The 19,090-nt window shown below is 34.9% G+C and carries 19 protein-coding genes and 5 pseudogenes; 7 read left to right on the top strand and 17 right to left on the bottom strand.

Annotation, left to right across the window (positions count from 1 at the left end; genetic code table 11):
* Positions 1-70 precede the first annotated feature (70 nt).
* From JCM21714_RS07395 to JCM21714_RS07385, 3 genes and pseudogenes are all read right to left on the bottom strand, one after another.
* Positions 71-736: pseudogene (locus tag JCM21714_RS07395) on the bottom strand (PspA/IM30 family protein); the annotation flags it as partial.
* 26 nt (positions 737-762) lie between these two features.
* A complete protein-coding gene (locus JCM21714_RS07390; RefSeq protein WP_035723010.1) occupies positions 763-1,272 on the bottom strand; it encodes a DUF4178 domain-containing protein in 510 nt (169 codons plus the stop codon).
* A gap of 86 nt (positions 1,273-1,358) precedes the next feature.
* Positions 1,359-2,146 (bottom strand): annotated as a pseudogene (locus JCM21714_RS07385) (SDR family oxidoreductase).
* Between the two features lie 168 nt (positions 2,147-2,314).
* Between JCM21714_RS07385 and JCM21714_RS07380 the strand changes: the two are divergent.
* A pseudogene (locus JCM21714_RS07380) lies at positions 2,315-2,759 on the top strand (universal stress protein).
* A gap of 63 nt (positions 2,760-2,822) precedes the next feature.
* Here JCM21714_RS07380 and JCM21714_RS07375 read toward each other — a convergent pair.
* The 4 genes from JCM21714_RS07375 to JCM21714_RS07360 all read right to left on the bottom strand — a co-directional run bounded on the left by JCM21714_RS07375 (position 2,823) and on the right by JCM21714_RS07360 (position 6,279).
* Complete coding sequence (locus JCM21714_RS07375; RefSeq protein WP_035723008.1) at positions 2,823-4,016, bottom strand: acetate kinase; 1,194 nt, start codon at positions 4,014-4,016, stop codon at positions 2,823-2,825.
* A gap of 167 nt (positions 4,017-4,183) precedes the next feature.
* Entirely contained in the window at positions 4,184-5,164 is a 981-nt protein-coding gene (locus tag JCM21714_RS07370) for a class I SAM-dependent methyltransferase (RefSeq protein ID WP_035723006.1), read from the bottom strand.
* A gap of 143 nt (positions 5,165-5,307) precedes the next feature.
* Complete coding sequence (ytfJ, locus tag JCM21714_RS07365; RefSeq protein ID WP_035723004.1) at positions 5,308-5,733, bottom strand: GerW family sporulation protein; 426 nt, start codon at positions 5,731-5,733, stop codon at positions 5,308-5,310.
* A 27-nt stretch (positions 5,734-5,760) separates the two neighbouring features.
* Positions 5,761-6,279 (bottom strand): hypothetical protein, encoded by a 519-nt coding sequence (locus tag JCM21714_RS07360; RefSeq protein ID WP_035723002.1) that lies wholly within the window; start codon positions 6,277-6,279, stop codon positions 5,761-5,763.
* A 153-nt stretch (positions 6,280-6,432) separates the two neighbouring features.
* Between JCM21714_RS07360 and JCM21714_RS07355 the strand changes: the two genes are divergently transcribed.
* Positions 6,433-7,236, top strand: a complete 804-nt coding sequence (locus tag JCM21714_RS07355) for an NAD kinase (RefSeq protein WP_035723000.1) — start codon at positions 6,433-6,435, stop codon at positions 7,234-7,236.
* A gap of 258 nt (positions 7,237-7,494) precedes the next feature.
* On the opposite strand, the gene JCM21714_RS23900 is transcribed toward JCM21714_RS07355, so the two are convergent.
* The 8 genes from JCM21714_RS23900 to JCM21714_RS07325 form a co-directional block, all read right to left on the bottom strand.
* Positions 7,495-8,424: an amidohydrolase gene (locus JCM21714_RS23900; protein WP_369403501.1), complete on the bottom strand. Its 930-nt coding sequence runs from the start codon at positions 8,422-8,424 to the stop codon at positions 7,495-7,497.
* On the bottom strand, positions 8,408-8,719 hold the full coding sequence (locus tag JCM21714_RS23895) for an amidohydrolase family protein (protein WP_369403503.1): 312 nt from the start codon (positions 8,717-8,719) through the stop codon (positions 8,408-8,410). Before JCM21714_RS23895 ends, JCM21714_RS23900 begins: the two co-directional genes overlap by 17 nt.
* A 44-nt stretch (positions 8,720-8,763) precedes the next feature.
* The gene (locus tag JCM21714_RS23890; RefSeq protein ID WP_369403500.1) at positions 8,764-9,087 is read right to left on the bottom strand and encodes an amidohydrolase family protein; all 324 of its coding nucleotides are present in this window, start codon (positions 9,085-9,087) and stop codon (positions 8,764-8,766) included.
* 144 nt (positions 9,088-9,231) lie between these two features.
* Positions 9,232-9,438 (bottom strand): alpha/beta-type small acid-soluble spore protein, encoded by a 207-nt coding sequence (locus tag JCM21714_RS07345; protein WP_035722998.1) that lies wholly within the window; start codon positions 9,436-9,438, stop codon positions 9,232-9,234.
* A gap of 98 nt (positions 9,439-9,536) precedes the next feature.
* Positions 9,537-10,739, bottom strand: a complete 1,203-nt coding sequence (thiI, locus tag JCM21714_RS07340) for a tRNA uracil 4-sulfurtransferase ThiI (protein ID WP_035722996.1) — start codon at positions 10,737-10,739, stop codon at positions 9,537-9,539.
* A 5-nt stretch (positions 10,740-10,744) separates the two neighbouring features.
* The gene (locus JCM21714_RS07335) at positions 10,745-11,887 is read right to left on the bottom strand and encodes a cysteine desulfurase family protein (RefSeq protein WP_035722994.1); all 1,143 of its coding nucleotides are present in this window, start codon (positions 11,885-11,887) and stop codon (positions 10,745-10,747) included.
* A gap of 260 nt (positions 11,888-12,147) precedes the next feature.
* On the bottom strand, positions 12,148-12,345 hold the full coding sequence (locus JCM21714_RS07330) for a hypothetical protein (RefSeq protein WP_035722993.1): 198 nt from the start codon (positions 12,343-12,345) through the stop codon (positions 12,148-12,150).
* Between the two features lie 23 nt (positions 12,346-12,368).
* The gene (locus JCM21714_RS07325; protein WP_035722992.1) at positions 12,369-14,075 is read right to left on the bottom strand and encodes a septation ring formation regulator EzrA; all 1,707 of its coding nucleotides are present in this window, start codon (positions 14,073-14,075) and stop codon (positions 12,369-12,371) included.
* Between the two features lie 255 nt (positions 14,076-14,330).
* Here JCM21714_RS07325 and JCM21714_RS07320 point away from each other — a divergent pair, with 255 nt between their 5' ends.
* From JCM21714_RS07320 to JCM21714_RS07310, 3 genes and pseudogenes are all read left to right on the top strand, one after another.
* Complete coding sequence (locus tag JCM21714_RS07320) at positions 14,331-14,810, top strand: free L-methionine (R)-S-oxide reductase MsrC (protein ID WP_035722990.1); 480 nt, start codon at positions 14,331-14,333, stop codon at positions 14,808-14,810.
* Positions 14,811-15,041: 231 nt separating this feature from the next.
* A pseudogene (rpsD, locus tag JCM21714_RS07315) lies at positions 15,042-15,643 on the top strand (30S ribosomal protein S4).
* A gap of 258 nt (positions 15,644-15,901) precedes the next feature.
* Entirely contained in the window at positions 15,902-17,674 is a 1,773-nt protein-coding gene (locus tag JCM21714_RS07310) for a hypothetical protein (protein ID WP_035722987.1), read from the top strand.
* Between the two features lie 198 nt (positions 17,675-17,872).
* Here JCM21714_RS07310 and JCM21714_RS19160 read toward each other — a convergent pair whose 3' ends face one another.
* The gene (locus tag JCM21714_RS19160; RefSeq protein WP_084040620.1) at positions 17,873-18,247 is read right to left on the bottom strand and encodes an HNH endonuclease; all 375 of its coding nucleotides are present in this window, start codon (positions 18,245-18,247) and stop codon (positions 17,873-17,875) included.
* Complete coding sequence (locus tag JCM21714_RS20095; protein ID WP_158413483.1) at positions 18,244-18,393, bottom strand: hypothetical protein; 150 nt, start codon at positions 18,391-18,393, stop codon at positions 18,244-18,246. Before JCM21714_RS20095 ends, JCM21714_RS19160 begins: the two co-directional genes overlap by 4 nt.
* Before the next feature lie 66 nt (positions 18,394-18,459).
* On the opposite strand from JCM21714_RS20095, the gene JCM21714_RS07305 reads away from it, so the two are divergent.
* Both JCM21714_RS07305 and tnpB read left to right on the top strand, forming a co-directional pair.
* Positions 18,460-18,657 (top strand): hypothetical protein, encoded by a 198-nt coding sequence (locus JCM21714_RS07305; RefSeq protein ID WP_035722985.1) that lies wholly within the window; start codon positions 18,460-18,462, stop codon positions 18,655-18,657.
* Positions 18,654-19,007, top strand: a pseudogene (tnpB, locus tag JCM21714_RS21105) (IS66 family insertion sequence element accessory protein TnpB). The gene JCM21714_RS07305 and the pseudogene tnpB overlap by 4 nt, the downstream one beginning before the upstream one ends.
* Positions 19,008-19,090: the final 83 nt, after the last annotated feature.

Below are 19,090 nucleotides of genomic sequence, written 5' to 3'. Positions count from 1 at the left end.
CTAATCTGTAATTATATATTACCGCAGAAAAAACCTAAAGTCTCACCTTAGGTTCTTCTACGGTAGTTGTTTATTCTTTTCCCATTTTCTTTTTTAATGCTGCTAATTCATCATCGACATCATTTTTTCCTAAAGCGTCAAATTCGTCATCAAGAGATTTACTGGCTGCTGATAAATCTTCACTGGTATCTGCTTCTGCTTCGAATTGCATTACTTTTTCTTCCATACGTTCAAAACCGCGTTTGGAGTCATCATTGCCAATGGAAGACAATGTTCGATTCATTTTTGTACGGGTTTTGGCTGTCTCTGCTCTTGCTTTTAGGGAATCCTTTTTCAACTGCATTTGCTGGTATTCTTTTTTCATTTCATCGAGCTTTTCTCTTAATTGATCTGCATCTGCTTTTGCGCGATCCCAAGATTCACGTAACAAATTCGCTTGTGATTCTTGATCTTTTTTATCTTCCAATGCACGACGAGCTAAATCCTCATTTCCTGCTTCAATTGCTTGTTCAGCTTGAGATTGACGTTTCTCAACTAATGCTTGTGCATCATCCGCTTTTCTTTTTAACATCTTCTCATTTGCGATTTGTTTGGCAACTGCAGATTCCACTTCGCGAATATCTGATTCCATTTCACGCATGAATTGATCTAGCATTTTAACTGGATCTTCCGCCTTATCTAACATAGAATTTAACTCTGAACCTACTACTGTTTTTACTCGTTTAAAAAAATTGAAACATTATTTTTCTCCTCCTTAAATATTTATGATCCTGCGATAATTTTTATTTCAAATGACTCTATCGGATATCCGATACTTACTTCTACATCACTATTCCACTCCTCTATGCTAATAAATGATTGTTCTTCTTTATCACAGTACTCAGCATAGTGAATTTGTTGACCGGTTAAGGAACTGCTTCTTCCTTCCCCCCCTTTTATTTGTGCATGACCACTTTCATCTAGAAAATAGGTGGTGTTATTAAATACAATTTCTTTCGGGAAATCATCTGCCAGCGGTATCGAAATGGTTTCATAGATACCAAGTTCTAATTTATCGTCCATTTCGGCTGCTAACCAGATATTCTTACTTTCACCAAGCAATTGGTAGCTATACCATTTATAGTTGCCTTCCTGATAAGCAATTTTCCCCACTACTTCATAGTCTGCTAAATCATATTCAATAATATCCCCCACTTCTATGGAAAGCAAGTCTCTTTTTTTTACCGTTGCCTTCTGTTCTTTTTTGTTAAATAAGTTTGAAAAGAAACCCACTTAACACACCTCATTTCTTTCTTTAATGGGTCATTACTAATATGTACGGATTTGTATCGTAAAAGGTTTCAAAATTTTATAATGTTTCATTTTCTTTGCTGATGGATAACATCTAAGCCGCCATTGACGTCCACCACTGTGCCTGTGATCATATCAGATTTATTCTCACAGAAAAACAAAACCATTCGAGCTATATCTTCTCCCGTTCCAGATCTGCCAATCGGTGTATATGGATCATGCTTCTTTCTACTCTCCAGAATAGTTGCTTCCTTCATCTCGCCGATGATATCACCAGGGCATACCATATTAGCTGTTATACCATGTTCTGCTTCTTCGTATGCGATGGATTTCGTCAAGGAAACTAATCCTACCTTTGCTGCAGAAAATGCTGCTCGATTAATCCATCCTGCTGCAGTATTAGCACTTTGAAAACCGTAGTTAACAATTCGCCCAAACTGTTGGGACCGCATCGCAGGAACTGTTAATTTCAATAGGTGAAAAACAGCATCGAGATTACCTTTAATCATTTGCTCCCATTCTTCTTCTGTATGGTCTACCAATTTTTTCTTTCAAAAATAAACGGACCAGCATTATTTATCAAATAATCTATGGTACCAAACCTCTTCACGGCTTTTTGTACGGCATTTGTTAAGTCATGTTTGTTGCAAACATCAGCTTGAATAATTTCGATCGATGCCTTTGGGAATTTTTGCTGTAACTGCTCTGCCCGTGCCAGATCCTTAAAATATGTGATCGAGACAGAATGTCCTTCATTTATAAATCCTTCTGTTACTTTCAAACCTAAACCTTTTGTTCCAGCCGTAATCAAGGCGTGACCCATGAGTTTACCTCCTTCAAACTGACTTTGGCCCATCTTCTATGTTACATCATTATCTTTGTTTTTTCTAATATTGTGTTGGTCTTTAACTGATTCATTCAATTATATTCGTGGTTTAGGAATTATAAGAAATTTTTACTTAACAGCCACAAGTAAGCGAATACATGATATAATCAAGATATAGACAGGAAGGGAGAGATCGAGATGGCTTTTGAATATGATCGCATTTTAGTAGCAGTAGATGGTTCCGATGCTTCCGAGCTTGCTTTTAAAAAAGCTGTAGATATTGTATTACGTAATAACGCAAAATTATTTTTGGTACATGTGATAGATACAAGAACAATTACTACTGTTGCTCCTGAAGTATATGATCAAACTTTAGCAGCTCGTTCCGAGAGTTATGCCCAAACTTTACTTGATGAATATAAAGATAAAGCCGCCAACAAGGGGGGTAAAAGATATTACTACACTTGTAGAAATAGGCTCACCAAAAATCAAAATACCGAAAGACTTAGCTAAAAAGTTTGAAGCTGATCTGATTATCTGTGGTGCTACTGGTATGAATGCGGTTGAAAGATTTTTAATCGGCAGTGTATCAGAAAGTATTACCAGATATGCTAAATGTGACGTCCTGGTAGTCAGAAGTTAACTCTTATTATTATATATCAAACCCTGTTTCCATAAAAAGTGGAAACAGGGTTTTTGGTTTTGATTATGTTAACCGAATCGTATCTCTTGCAATCATTACTTCTTCATTAGTTGGGATGACAATTACTTTTACGGGAGAGTGCGGATAGTTTACAAAGGTTTCTTTTCCGCGAATATTATTTAAACTCGGATCCCAATAAACTCCCATAAACTCTAATCCCTTTAATACTCGTTCACGGATTGTAACACTATTTTCCCCCCCTACACCTGCAGTAAAGATAATGGCATCAACCCCCCCGTGCATTCTAGCGGCATAGGACCCAATGTATTTATGAATTCTTTCAGCAAATACCTGTAATGCAAGTTCAGCTCGTCCATCGCCACTATTTGCCTTCTCTTCAATATCACGAAGATCACTGGAAAATCCAGAAAGAGCCAACATACCACTTTTCTTGTTTAAAACATTCATCACTTCAGATGCTGTTTGACCTGTTTTCTCCATAATATATGGGATGAGTGCTGGGTCAATATTTCCTGATCTTGTTCCCATTGTCACACCTGCTAATGGAGTAAAGCCCATGGATGTATCAATAGATTTCCCATTCTCAATTGCTGCAATGCTTGCACCATTTCCAAGGTGACAAGATAATAAGCGCAATTGATTTAATGGTAAGCCCATTAAGTCAGATGCCCGTTCTGAAACGTATTTATGTGATGTACCGTGAAAACCATATTTACGAATTCCATATTCCTGATAATATTCATATGGAAGGCTATATAAATAAGATTGTTCAGGCATTGTTTGATGGAAAGCAGTATCAAATACAGCAACCTCTGGTACATTTGGAAGTACTTCACGAAACGCACGAATTCCTGTTAAATTCGCTGGATTGTGCAACGGTGCTAATTCAGATACGTCTTCGATATCTTTTATCACTTGATCATTAATAACTACAGAGTCATTAAATTTCTCTCCACCATGTACAACGCGGTGGCCAACCCCCCCATCGATTTCATCTAAACTTTTAATAACACCAAACGATGTTAGCTTCTCTAATAACAATTTTACAGCTACTGCATGATCTGCAATATCCCTTGTTTCGACATCTTCTTTATCTCCCAATTTAATGGTGAAAACAGAATTGTCAATTCCTATACGTTCAATAAGTCCTTTTGATAACACTTTTTCGTTCGGCATTTCTATAAGTTGGAACTTAAGTGAAGAACTTCCAGCGTTCACAGCTAAAATTTTACGCAACATTTTCATTCCTTTCGTTCTGTTGTTTACTTATCCTGTCTTGTATAACAATGAAATTTTTGATGTTTCAAAACATTCCCCCCCACTCCATTTAAACACCGCCAGAATAAGTTTGCAACAGGAACCTTTCATGGTAACGTTTCCTTCACAAATTTTATATTTTCTGATTATTTTTTGTTTTCTGAAACAAACCAATCATCTATTTTTGCAAGTATATTGTGGGTAGCGCGAACATCCTTAAAAGAAGGTAGTTGAGCCATTAAAGTTTGTTTAGGTGGCGCGGAATCTTTTCCTTGCTTTTGCAAGACCAAAATACTTTTTGCCTGCTGTTCTGAAGAGAACATCGATAACGGTAATTGTAAAAGTGCTAAAATATGAACATGTTTTTGAAGATACTTTTGCAATCGATCACTTTGATCACTTGCAAATAAAAAGTTTGGAATTAAAAATAATAAATAGCCTTTTTCCTTTGTATACATCAAACTCTGCTCGATAAATAAATGATGGGAATAGGCATGTCCTTCTTCTGCACGCAACTCAAACTTTGCTGCCTGCTCATCATCTGGATAATACCCAACTGGAAGATCGGAAACAACTACATCCACCGGCTCTAGCAGCAAAGATGTTAAGCTATCTTGATGAAAATATTCGACAGAAATTTTCTGTAAATTAGCACTTTCGACGGCTAACTGTATTAAAGTAGAATCAATTTCACTTCCATATCCCTCTATCTGTGCCTCGACCTGATTAATGACTGCCGTAAGCAGATTGGCCGTGCCGCTTGCTGGGTCAAACAAACGAAATTGGCTGATATCAGGTAATAACTTTTGAAGAAAATAACCAATAAACATTGCTACTGAATCTGGTGTCACCACATGCTGCTGTTGAGTGGAACCTTTCATGCCTTTAATTAAAGCTAATTGAATAACTTTCCGAATGTCTTCACTGCTCACACTATCTTGTACTAACATTTCCTTTAACTGACGGATGGAAGCATCCTGTTGATGGGTTAAATCTAAAGCTTCATCTGTCTGGATAGCTCGTAATGCTATAATTAAACTATCTAAATATGGTTGTTTTTCTGTCTTCTCTATCGAAGCTGATAATTCATCCAACGTTACAAAAGCTTTTTCTATATTAAATGACATCGTTCTTTCCCTCCATCACTATTCAAAATGATTCCCTGCCCCCCCATACTGCTATCCATGTTCATTCACTGATAGAAGTCTCACTATATTATGAAGGCAGTGAAATCAAATTGTCTACTGAGAAGCATTTGATCGATTATGAATTACTTATTTGTCTCTTCCTTCCTTTGCTTAAGCATTTCGATTATTTGATCAATAACCTGTGGCCCTTTATCTAACATTTTTTCATAAACCTTTGTCGATTCGTTTAACGTAATCAGCTCGACTCCATTTTTGTTTGCTACTAGAAATGCGGTGGGAGTGATAGAGACTCCACCACCACTCCCTCCACCAAATGGAATAATAGAATCTGATTGGCTGTCTTTCTGACTGCTTGGAATAAATTCACTTCCGCCGGAGGCAAAACCATATTTGACTTTAGATAAGGGAATAATTACACTTCCATCTGGAACATCTATTGGCTTGCCAATTGCGGTATCCACCTCAATTAGTTCTTTTAAATTTTCCATTGTTAAAGACATAAAACCTTCTAATGGATGGGCATTTTCTTTATTTTTATTATCTTCCATTATGACTTATCTCCTTTCATTCTTGCTTCATTTTATTTTCCTGATTTCTTTCATAGTCTTACTCAATTTAGTCGATATCATGCACTCCCCCCCAACCGATTGAAATGACGATTCTTCAAAATCTGCTGCAACCATGAGTTTTGCTTGTTTATCGTTATATGTTGAACTTATCCATTCTGCAATATCTTTCAGAAAAGTATATAAAAAAGCGGTTATGATTGGATCGTCTGTGGCTACAAATGTTTTTGAAGTTATTCGTTCCATTTTTGCGGCTTGCAATATGGATTTCATTGCATCGTATTTTTCTTGCCACTTTTCTTTTTCAGTTTCATTTTCAGTTTCTTTTTCTAACATAGGCATCTCCCAGCTCGCAAAGTCTATTTTTTTTTGAAATAATGAGAGGTGTAAGACGGTAGCTGATAATTGTACAAATTTTTGGTCATCGTCAAATTGCCAATTCAGTAAAATATAAATGCGCAACCGAAAAAAAATCATAAGAAGCAGGAAAATAAGAAGAGCTGCAATTACCAGTAATAAGAAAATCAATTTTATTTCACCTCCAATCCTATTATTTACAAAATGATTTAGAATTATCATAAAAGCATAAAAACGACACATGCTAATCATAGTTATTAATAGGATACGTTTTTAAACCATGATAAGATAAAATTAGATACATATTGATAGGAGGCAGGAATCATGGATACAAGAAAAAATTTATATTTTTATTACAAAAAAGATGAAGATCTTATAAAAAAGTTAGAACCCTTATTTGAATTTATAAAACAAAAAGGATTTGAAATTGTAGAAAACTCTGAAGATGCTAATATTATCATTAGCGTTGGCGGCGATGGTGAATTCTTACAAGCGGTTCGTCATTCTTATTTTCGTCAGGATTGTTTATATTTAGGAATAAAACAACAAGATGAAGCGGGCTTATATTGCGATTTTGACATCGATCACTATGATTCGATGGTGGAATCAATGGAAGATAATTCGTTAGAAGTTCGCCGCTTTCCAATCATTGACGTCACTATTAATGGCGAATCTACTTTTCACTGTTTAAATGAAGCTGCGGTTCGATCAGCTATTATTAAGACCATCGTAATAGACGTGTTTATTGATGATAATCATTTTGAACGATTTCGTGGAGATGGTTTAATTGTAGCGACGCCTACCGGAAGTACTGGCTACAATAAGTCTATAGCAGGGGGGGCAGTTATTGATCCGAAATTACCTTGTTTTCAAGTATCAGAAATTGCTTCATTAAATAATAATCGGTACCGGACATTAGGATCTTCTTTTGTTCTAAATGAAGACCGAAAATTGCGACTTGAAATTATCCAGGATGGTAATGACTATCCAATTATTGGGTTAGATAATGAAGCATATTCGATTCGAAATATTCATTCATTAACTATTCAATTAAGTGATAAACGAATTAAAACGGTTAAATTAAAAAACAATTCCTTCTGGGACCGAGTCCAGCGAACTTTCTTATAAAGTAAGTCTCAATTAATGTAAATAGCAGCTGGGACACAAGTAATTTGATAAAAAAATCCGAACGATATTGCTATCGTTCGGATTTTTATTTGCATATCATGATGATTATTTGCACTAACAGATGAGGTAATTATGACTTGATTATACTGCTTAACAAGCCGGAGCGATTGTTACAGTTACTATTAATTTCAAAATTACTATTCAGTAAATCAAAGATATATCGCATTATCATTGGGCTTTTACTTATATGGGATCATTTTATTTTTGATACATAATCTCTCCGTTTACTATCGTTGCTTTCACTTTTACCTGATGGAAGTGATCTGGATTGATCTTAAATAAGTCTTGATCAAGAATAGTAAAGTCTGCTACATATCCAGGCTGTATTAATCCTCGATCCTCTGCATGATTAATCACGTTCGCACTTCCCTTTGTGTATAGGGAGATAGCCTCATAAACTGAAAGCTTCTCATGTTCTCCATATACGTTACCATCGATAGTAGACCTCCGTGTTATGGCAGCTTGCATCCCTAATAGTGGATTCACTTCTTCAATTGGTGCGTCCGAGCCACCTGCACAGGCAATGCCTGAGTCAAGATATGTTTTCCAAGGATAGGATTCAGATGATCTCTGTTTCCCTAATCTTTCCTCCACCCATGGATAGTCCGAAGCAACGAATGAAGGTTGAATATCTAATACAACAGGAATCTTTGTTAATGTTTCTAATAATTCCTTATTCATAATTTGTGCATGGATAATTCTGTCCTTCAATCCATTACGGAGAGGATATTTCTCGATACAGGCTACCACTTCCTCAATAGCTCTATCTCCAATCGCATGAACGGCTATTGGGTGTTGATACTTTCTTGCCTTTTGAAACAGCAGTTCTAAATCCTCGCGCTTGTGGATTGGAATACCTTCATTTGCAGGATCATCTTGATAGGGTTTGGTCAACCATGCCGTTCTTCCACCTAAAGCGCCATCTGAAAAAATTTTCATTGCTCCGAGAGTAGTATATTCTCCACCATCTCCGTACTGAAGATTATTGGCTAACATATCATCAAAAACAAGATGATGTACTAAGAGGTGTGCTCTGAATTTATATTTACTTGGAAGGACTTCCTGGTATGCCTGTAATGTTCTTCCAAATCCACCATAATAGGATAAATCTTCAGAGTGACCCCCCAACTAAACCTAAGCGAAGTAAATCTTCAATGGCTACTTCAACGGTTTTTTTTAGTCTTTTTTCAGATATACTAGGCATGATAGCCTTTATAATTTCCTGTGCTTGATCTAGTAAATAGCCTGTTGCTTCCCCCCCAGAAGGATACCTTACAATTTTTCCACCTTGGGGTTCTTCTGTTTCCATAGTCACTCCAGCTAAATCCAAAGTTTTAGAATTGACGATGATCGCATGCCGACAGATTCTTGATAAAATCATCGGGTGTTCTGTTGAAATAGCATCCAGTTCTTCCTTTGTTATAATTCTAGGGTTGTCCCATTGATTTTCATTCCATCCATCTGCGATTAACCATTCCCCCCATGTTCTAATTCTTTGACCTTTTCTGCTAAAGCGTTTAATACATGTTCTGCTGATTTCATTTCAGATAAGTCAAGATGTAATAACTTTTCTCCATGTCCAATAATATGTAAATGACTATCCACAAAACCAGGATATAAAACAGACCCTCTTAAATCATATTCGTCATTTATTCGACCAGCATAATTTGCTCGCAAATCTGCTTCCTTACCTATATTAATTATTTCTCCATTATTCATATAAATAGCTTCTACCGTTGATAATTCCTCTTCCATTGTATAAATTGTACCACCGTAGAGAAGTGTTCCCATTATTATCACCTAGCCTATGCCTTTTAATCTTTTGTTAATATGATATAACGATAGCAAAAACTTGGTTATATGAAAAGGATAGTGCATTATGCACTATCCTTTATACTAATTTCATTTTATTTATTTTGTATTGTCATTACTTAATTAACGATTTGCTGACCCATTTAATTGTTGTTCAGCCATTTGTACTAAACGTTTTGTGATTTCTCCACCAACTGAACCATTTGCACGTGATGTAGTATCAGCACCTAAGCTTACTCCAAATTCTTGTGCAATCTCATATTTCATTTGATCTAATGCTTGGCTTACTCCTGGTACTACTAGGTTGTTTGAGCTGTTGTTCTCTGCCATTTGATTTCACCTCCTCTTGACTACACTACTATCATGTACTCAGAGAGATGAATTCATGCATGACATTCACTGGTACTTCTTGTTAAACAAACCAACTGTTAGAGTAAATCATCTAATTCTTGCTCCTGACTCTCTCTAGTCTTTATTTCAACGGTTTCTATGGCTTCCACTATTTCTTCGATATCCGGTTCAAATATCAGGCTCGCTTCGAATTGCTCCACTTTCTCTAATCGTGGTTTGGTTTTTGGTGCATTTGGAACAAATACTGTACAACAATCCTCATAGGGACGAATGGAGATATCATACATATTAATTTCTTCTGAAATACTGATAATTTCAGTCTTATCCATTGTTATTAGCGGACGAATCACAGGATAACTGGTAACAGCATTGATAGCATACATGCTTTCCATAGTCTGACTTGCTACTTGTCCAAGACTTTCACCTGTTATAAGTGATAAGATTCCTTTTTTTCTGGCGAAAGCTTCACTTATTCTCATCATCATTCTTCTCATTACTGTCATCGAATAGCCATGAGGTATCTCACGATGCACCTTTTGTTGCAATGCAGTAAAAGGTACAATATGCACCTTTACCGAGTGACCATAGAACGACAATTTCTCTGCAAGATCTAGGACTTTTTCCATGGCACGGTCACTAGTATATGGTGGAGAATGAAAGTGGATCGCTTCTAACTGCATTCCACGCTTCATCGCTAAATAACCCGCAACAGGACTGTCGATCCCACCAGATAAAAGCAGTAAAGCTTTACCAGAGGAACCAACTGGTAATCCTGCAGCACCTCGTATTTTTTTTGACGTTAGATAGGTAGCCTCCGTTCGAATATCAACGGAAATTTCTAAATCAGGATAATGAACATCCACTGTAATATTTTCCGAATTGTTTAACAAATAACCACCTAGTATATGATTAAATTCTTGTGATCCAATTGGAAAATCTTTATTGGAGCGTTTAGTAGAGACTTTGAAAGTTCGAATATTTTTCGAATCTAACAATAGTTTTAACGCTTGTTCTTTAATCGCTTCCTCTTCATTTGCTACCTTAATGGCTAAACTCATACTTTGAATGCCGAAAATAGTACTACATCTCTCCAGAATAGGTTCTGGATTTTCTCCGTTTAAGACGATATACATTCGGTCATGGTTTTTCTGTACTTTAACTGCAGGAAATTTGATTAGCGCCTGGCGAACATTTTCTGCCAATTGTGTCGTAAATAATTTACGGTTTCTTCCTTTTAATGTTAATTCTCCATATCTTATTAATATATGTTCATATTGCATTTCTACTACCCCATTACTTTCCTTAAGTTTTGAATGATATCATCCAATTTTTCACATAAATAATCAATATCTTTTTCAGTTGTTTCATAAGACATACTGATTCTCAGTCCTGAAATGGCTACATTTCGTGGCTTACCACAAGCAATTAATACGGCACTCTCATCAGTGCTTTTCGAGGCACATGCAGATTTAGTCGATATATATATATCATATTGTTCTAATGCATGTATCACTACTTCCGGCTTTATTCCCGGAATAGAAAAGTTCAAAATATGAGGCGCTACTTGCTCTGTTGGTGTATTGATAACAATTCTTTTATTTTTTTCTAAATGATTGATTAATTTTTGCTGTAAAACAGGTAATTTTGTTGTTATATTTTCTTGCTTTTCTTTAGCCAGTCTCATCGCTTTTACTAATGCAACAATACCTGGTACATTTTCTGTACCGGAACGAATAGCCCGTTCCTGTCCTCCACCATGTGCTAAAGAATAAAACTTTACACCATTTCTTACATAAAGCAATCCGGTTCCTTTTAATCCATGAAATTTATGTCCAGATATCGTACATAAATCAACATGACATTCATATAAAGGCATGGATACTTTACCAAAACCCTGGACATGATCCACATGAAAGAATGCCTTAGGGTATTGCTTTACAATTTCACCTATTTGTTTAATCGGTTGAATCGTCCCTATTTCATTATTTACATGCATAATCGATACTAAAATTGTATCTTCTCTTATTTTTTGTTTTAAACTGTCTATATCAATTAATCCTGATTTATTTACATCAACATAGCTTACTTCAAAGCCTAACATTTCCAGTCCTTGGCATGCTTCAAGTACGGAAGGGTGTTCGATAGATGAAGTAATAATGTGTTTGCCACGACTTTGATGCTGTAATGCAATTCCTTTTATTGCAAGGTTATTACCTTCTGTACCACCAGAAGTAAAAACTATCTCCTGATGATTCACTTCTAATAATGATGCTGCCTGTTCCCTGGATTTTCGCAAAAGTCGTTCTGCATCCATACCAATACTGTGAATAGAAGATGGATTCCCAAAAAAATCTGTTGCCGCCTTTGTATAACTGGCTAATATTTGCTGATCAGGTTTCGTTGTTGCACTATTATCTAAATAGATCATAATAATCCCCCCCTCTTTTACTACTAATATTGCCATATCGTAACATATTTTCTTAAACGCGGAAATATAGGATGCTACAATAGAAAAGATATCTCTAGGAAGGCTAGAGATATCTTTATTATAAACGACTGCATGATTAAAATTTAATGTTTAAATCAGTAAGTAAATCATCAATTGAAACTTTATTATTCTTATCTGTATCAATAGAGATGTTTTTTAATGTCTTCTCATTGTTAAGATCTTCCTCATTTTCTATCACTTCAACCTCTTCTGTTACTAAAGATGGGGGAGGAGCGAAATATAAAATTCCCACTTTTATATGCGTTTATATCTATTACTGCCGGATGTTTCTCTGCGGAAATATATTCGTTTTGATCTAGATCTAAGAGAAAAAATAATACAAATCCCCCCCATATACTTAATGTTATAACAGATAAGGCTGTTACTAGCCACTTCATGATGTTTTCCCGCCTTTACTATTTTAATTTGCCATTTGCTTATAGTTCTGATCCATTTCTTCAATTTTACTCATTACATTTGGATCTACTTCTTCTAAGGCTTTGATTGCTGTTTCCAATGCTGTCTCATACTTATAATTTCTAAAAAACTGCTCCGCTTCTGATAGTTGTGCTGCAAGTAATGGATAGGACCTGCGATATCTGTTGCCATATTGAATAGCTAGTTCGACTAATCGGGCTTGATCTAATAATAATTTAGTTTGTTCCACAAAATTATTTACGGATTTATTTGCCTCACTTATACTATTTAGCACTTTTCCCATATCCAAAGGATGCTTCTGTAAATTTTTAAATACGACTTCGCATTTTTCAGTAGCTTCTTCTAAAGCATTAATAACAAAGGATGGAATCCCAGGAATATTACTTTTTTGTAGTTGCTTATTGGTTCGAATTAAATCCTTTTTTAATTCTGCAAGTTTTTCTTTTGCTTCCATTTCATCTTTACGCAAATCACGAACTTGCACTTGAAAATCTTGATGTGCTTGCTTAAGCTTTTCAAGTTCTTCCGTAAATATATCAAGCTTTTCTTTTATTTCTAAATGATTTGCTTTACGGTTTTTATAATCTACTTCAATCTGTTCATATAGCTTTTCTGATTTTTCTAACCATTTTTTCACACTAAGAAATAATTCTAATTCAGCCTCCTCAATAAAATAGGTTTGCTGCAATTCCTTAATTTGCTCGCTAGTTTCTGCCATACTCTCTTGAATGTCCTGCAATTTTTGTTTTTGATTAGGAAGTTGGCTTTCGACAATCGACTTAGACTTAGCTTCTTTCTCCAATAGCTGAAACATTTCAATTAATCGATCTTCCATTTGTTCTAATGATTCCACAATAGATTTGATCTCACCATTTTCAAGTTCAATAATGGCATCTTTTAAATGACTTTCGTATTGCTTGAGTTCTTTCTCAAAACCAAATTGTTGTACGCGATAACCTTCCTCTTCCATTTCTTCCATTCCCTTTAACAATTCTTTCATTTGATCAGGGATCGTTTGTTTACACTGACGATAAATTTCAGGAAAGGCGCTAACTTTTTCTTCGACAATATCGATTTCTTGAATTAATAATTCAATCAGTTCTTGTGCTTCGATGTAGTTGCCATCTTCTGTTAACTGAGCATATTCTGTCAGTTTTCTTTCTGTTTTAGTCAGTTCCGCTTCAAAAATAATTTCTGCATTTCCAAATTGGGTGCGATTATGTAAAAGGTATTTTTTCAGATCTTTAATTCGTGGATCTAATTCTTCTATCTTTTGACGCGCATATTTTTCAGAATCAAGCAGATGATCGAGTTCTTCATACATATTCTCAATATTTTTTTCAATATTTTTTAATGATTCTTCAACAATACGTAAATTTTTCTTTGATACCTGGATCCGAAATTTATCTGCTGCTTCTTCTGCATCAAGTAAATATTCCTCCATGTCTGGTAGCTCTCTTGTAAGAATCATATCCCAATTTTCTTTCCAGCTCTCAAACTTTTCCTGTGTTTCTCCTGATAGGTTTAATTGTTTTACTTTTGCTAATTCAGAAGTTACATTTCGATTCATAATATCCATCTTCCATGCTTCCAATCGGTCTACATGATCATAAATTTTCTTTCTGAATATGAGTCCCACAATAATTAATGCAATAATAAGAAGAATTCCACCGATCACGAATTCTAACATAAATAATCCTCCTTCAAACCAACCGATAACTGATCTAATATTTTCATTTTTATTTTCATTTATTTTTAACACGATTTTATATTACTTGTAATGATACCATGTTTCTATGGCTTTTTGCTAAAAATATTATTATTTTTTGATTATTTTTATCGAATCTTGTAAACAGAATGAAAAGTTCGTTCAGTTGTCACACACAAAGATGTGTTATATGATAAATAAAATGCTTATATTTAAGGCAAAAAGGAGCGGAGATAAATGTTTGAAACAAAGGATTATAAAGGCACAAAAGAAAAAAATTATCCAATTGTTGTTAAGCAATTAGATGCATTACTTCAAGATGAGCCAGATGCGATTGCAAACCTATCGAATGCCTCTGCATTATTAAATCAATTCTTAGATAATATTAATTGGGTTGGATTTTATCTTTGGAAAGACGATGAATTAGTTTTAGGACCATTCCAGGGCTTACCAGCATGTGTGCGTATCAAAAGTGGCAAGGGTGTATGTGGAACTGCTGTGTCTGAACGTGAAACACAGCGAGTTGGTGATGTTCACCAGTTCACAGGTCATATCGCTTGTGACTCCGCAAGTCAATCTGAAATTGTCGTACCTATTATTAAAGATGGCGAAGTGTATGGTGTGCTGGATATTGATAGTCCAAGCAAAAACCGTTTTGATGAAATTGATCAAAAGTATTTAGAGGAATTTGTAAGAACACTTGAGAAATATATCTAAGAATAAAAGGTTCCTGTTGACTTTTCGTCAATAGCATCATATAATGGAGTTTGTGTAAAAAGGGTAGCCTATGTGAACCGCTTACTGACGATTTTGTTCCTTATAGATTTAAGGTGCATCGTGTAACTCTCTGCTACTAGGGCGAGGATGCATGAAAACAAAATCGCTGTCAAGATAGGAACACACTGTCTTATTTTATGCAAAATTCATATATAAAGGAGAAGATGCACTATGGCTCGCTATACAGGTTCTGTATGGAAAAAGTCTCGTCGTCTTGGTATCTCGTTAACAGGTACTGGTAAGGAGTTAGACAAACGTCCTTACGCACCAGGGAACATGGACCTAATCAACGTCGTAAACTATCTGAATATGGTTTACAATTACAAGAAAAACAAAAACTTCGTTTCATGTACGGAGTAACAGAACGTCAATTCCGCAATCTTTTTGACGCAGCTGGTTCAATGAAAGGGATTCACGGTGAAAACTTCATGATTCTTCTTGAAGCTCGTCTTGATAATCTTGTTTACCGTCTAGGTCTTGCCCGTACTCGTAATCAAGCTCGTCAATTAGTAAACCATGGTCACATTACTGTAGACGGAGGTCGCGTTGACATTCCTTCTTATAAAGTAAAACCTGGTCAAGTAATTGGTGTTCGTGAAAAATCTCAAAAACTAGACATCATTGTCGAAGCTATTGAGGCTAACACTTTCACACCTGAATACGTTACTTTCGACGCTGACAAATTAGAAGGTACTTTCACTCGCTTACCAGAGCGCTCTGAATTACCAGCAGAAATTAACGAATCACTTATTGTTGAGTATTACTCTCGTTAATCGGGATAGACTGAATAAAGAATGCAAAAAAAGCCTTAGAAATGTTGTTGTATCAATGTTTCTAGGCTTTTTCTTATATTTTGATATTTGCAAGATAATGTAGATAAATGTACGTATTTTCGGCCAGTTTTCAGCCAGTTTTTCGGCTAATAATTTATAGCATGGCAGGCTTAGGTAAAGGAATTGTATTCTGCGCTAATCTTTAAATGTTCATTTAAAATTGATTTCATTTAAGTTCTAGGAAAGGACGAACATACCTTGAATTCTGAGAGAATTGAAAGAATTGCAGTAAATAGGATACAGTTTGAGATTTTCAAAAGTGATCTTTTAAAAGATGAAATACCTGTTAATGATAAAACTCCATCATGGGACGGTGAGATTTGGGTATACAGGAATGAACAACTTAAAAAATCTCAACTTGCTGGGAAAGTTCCAGTTCAAATTAAGGGTAAAGAAGTTAAAAATTTTAGTATGGTTGCTAAATACCCTTTAAATAAAGATAATTTAGATAATTATTTTCGTAATGGTGGAATACTTTTCTTTTTAGTCGAAATAGTTTCAGCATCTAAAACTCAAATTTATTATTTAGATTTATTACCAATCGATCTAAAAAAAATAATAAAAGATATGGGTACTAAAAAAACAATTACTCAATCCTTAAAAAGACTAGACATTTCCAGTGACTCACTTGAAATGTTATGTAGGTACTTTATACTCCATAGTGAAAAACAACCCTTATCTCTACTAATTGATAAAGAGTTTGCATTTGATAGCTATAAAATCAAGTTTTTTACCCCTTCACAATATGATGTTCAAGATTTTTTACTGGAACATGGTACTTATGCTTATAGACATATTGATGATCTGGGTATTGACATTCCACTTTATAAAATTAAAATTAAAAACATTGAAGAGGAAACTGATTTATGGATCGGTATTGATAGTGTTAAGTGGTATACAGAAGTTAAACGGGAAATTTCCAAAGAGTATGTAAAGCTTAAATTTGGTAGTTCATTAGAAGTCATCATAAATAAAACAGCAAATGGATCGATGGATCGTCAACAACCTTTAAAAATTAACTTTAATGAAAAAGGCACTATATCCGACCGCATTAAAGATTCTAAGTTTATGTTACAGATGATAAAGGAAAATTCGTTAAATATAAACGGATCGATTATCGAATTAAATAAATTTGAAGACACTTCCAGACTAAAAAACCTTCCAAATTATATTAGTAATCTTGAGGACATTATTGAAACGTTCAGAAAGTTAAACATTCTATTTGATGATGACATTGATGACTTCTCAGGAGAAGAATTAAAAACATTAAATGCACTGGTAAACATTTTTTATAAAGGTAAACAAAGCAATATAGAGACAACCCCCCCTGATAACCCCCCCTTTCTTCAATTTAAATTTGGATCCTATAAACTTGTACTTTTTACAGCAAAAGTACAAGGTAAACAAAAGGTATTTGACCTTTTTAATTTGGCTGATCTTCAAAAACACTTGAAAATAAGAGCAATCTATAACGATCAATCTGACAGTGTAGACCATAGTCCATTTTTAACATTTGATGCTACACTTCTTTTAGAAATTTCAAACTTTGATCCTAAAGTGGTAGAATCTTCATTCAAGTCTTTGATTTGTGAAAATGAATTAAGTTTAACACTTACCAACGACTATTTTCTACAACTGCTACAATATTACGACCAACACGACCATAGAAAAGAAATTTTAGATCTAACTTTAAGTATATTTGATTATTTGATGGCTTTTTCTTCCGGTAATATTAATTATTATCTAAATAGAATGCAGATTATAAAAAGAATGAGGGAGTTCAATAAGCAAGAAAAAGAGAATATTTTAATAATGAAAGAACAACAATCTCATACACCTGATGTATTGTGTGCATTTTATATCCTATTAGAAAGTAAGTTTGAATTTGAAATTACCTTTAGGAAATTATCCAAAGAACAAAGAGAGCATTTTTCTAATTTCCCTTTTTATAATCTTACAAAACAGTGGTAAAAACAAAATGTAGTACTGCAATTTTATTGTAATACTACATAAGTGTGACAATCACTGTGACAAACCTCTAACAGTTGCTATTACTGTATTTGCAGTACTACACAACAAGAAAAGTACTACAATAAAAAAACTTAAAAATTTCATTTGAGGTGCGCGTTTGCATCCCCCCCAAACGGTCTGCAGAATATAGCCATTCATTTAAAAATGATAGGGGGGGCTTCCACTCCCACTCATGTGATGGTATATCACATTCAATTCGTTTTCCAACACATTATGGCATTGATTACAAACCGTTACAACATTATCCTTGTCTAACTTCAAGTTAGGTTGAACAGCTATTGGTATCTTGTGATGATGATGTACTTGTTTACCATAGACTAACTTCCCACATTCCACACAACAACCTTTGTCTCGTTGATAACAGTCAGACTTTAAATCCTTCCATGCTTGTGAGTTATAGAATGATTTATACCTATACCTAGATGGTTTATGGTTGGACCGTCTTCTATGTTCATCACAATACCTACCTGATGCTATTAGTTTTTTACATCCTTGTTCGCCACAGTATTTCATTCTGGATCAGCTGCAGTTAATTCTTCTTGAATATGTTTTCTAATGGTATCTTCCTTAGACATGTTACCTGGTATCTCAATATTGTTTTCTTCAGCAAACGCTAGCAGCTGCTCTTTGTTTAAATGTAAGTCCCCCCATTCAAACAACGCATATAAATGATCGGCACCCCCCCTTGGTACAATAATCGTATCAATTAAGGAGGTGCTTTTTCTATGTCACATCAAAAACTAACAATTGTCCCCCCCGTTTCAATACACCCTGAAGGTAAAAATACGATAACATCCACAACTTCGGAAGATCCTTCAAATAGCATTTGCACAATCAAAATAGCGGCTACTGAAATTTCCTTTTTCAACGGCATAGAGGAGCACATCATCCAATCGGTCATGAGGGAGTTGAAAAATCTATGAAACATGATTATACAAGTGTAAAAAACATATACATTATTTGCGGTAAAACAGATATGAGGAAGGGAATTGATGGATTAGCAACGTTAATTCAAGATTCTTTCGAACTTGATCCATATGGCGATTCTATTTTCCTATTCTCCGCTTGGAGTAAGGATCGTTATTAATGTTTGTATTTTGATGGCAATGGTTTCGCCATGCTTTATAAGCGACTAGATAATGGAAAACTTCAATGGCCAAAAGATGAAAAGGAAGTACGTAAACTTTCGCAACAGGAAGTTCGATGGCTGTTAGAAGGGTTGTCCATTCAGCAACCAAAGGCTATTCAAAAATCACCAAAAGGAGTGTTCTAAATCAATTAAAAAACGTTGATTTAAAGACGTTTCTAGCTTTCCTTAGCTCGTTCAAAATGGTATAATATAACGTAACTAATGTG

Source organism: Gracilibacillus boraciitolerans JCM 21714, assembly GCF_000521485.1.
GTDB classification, from domain to species: domain Bacteria; phylum Bacillota; class Bacilli; order Bacillales; family Amphibacillaceae; genus Gracilibacillus; species Gracilibacillus boraciitolerans.
The sequence above is the reverse complement of the archived record's forward strand: the minus strand, read 5'-3'. Positions and strand labels throughout refer to the sequence as shown.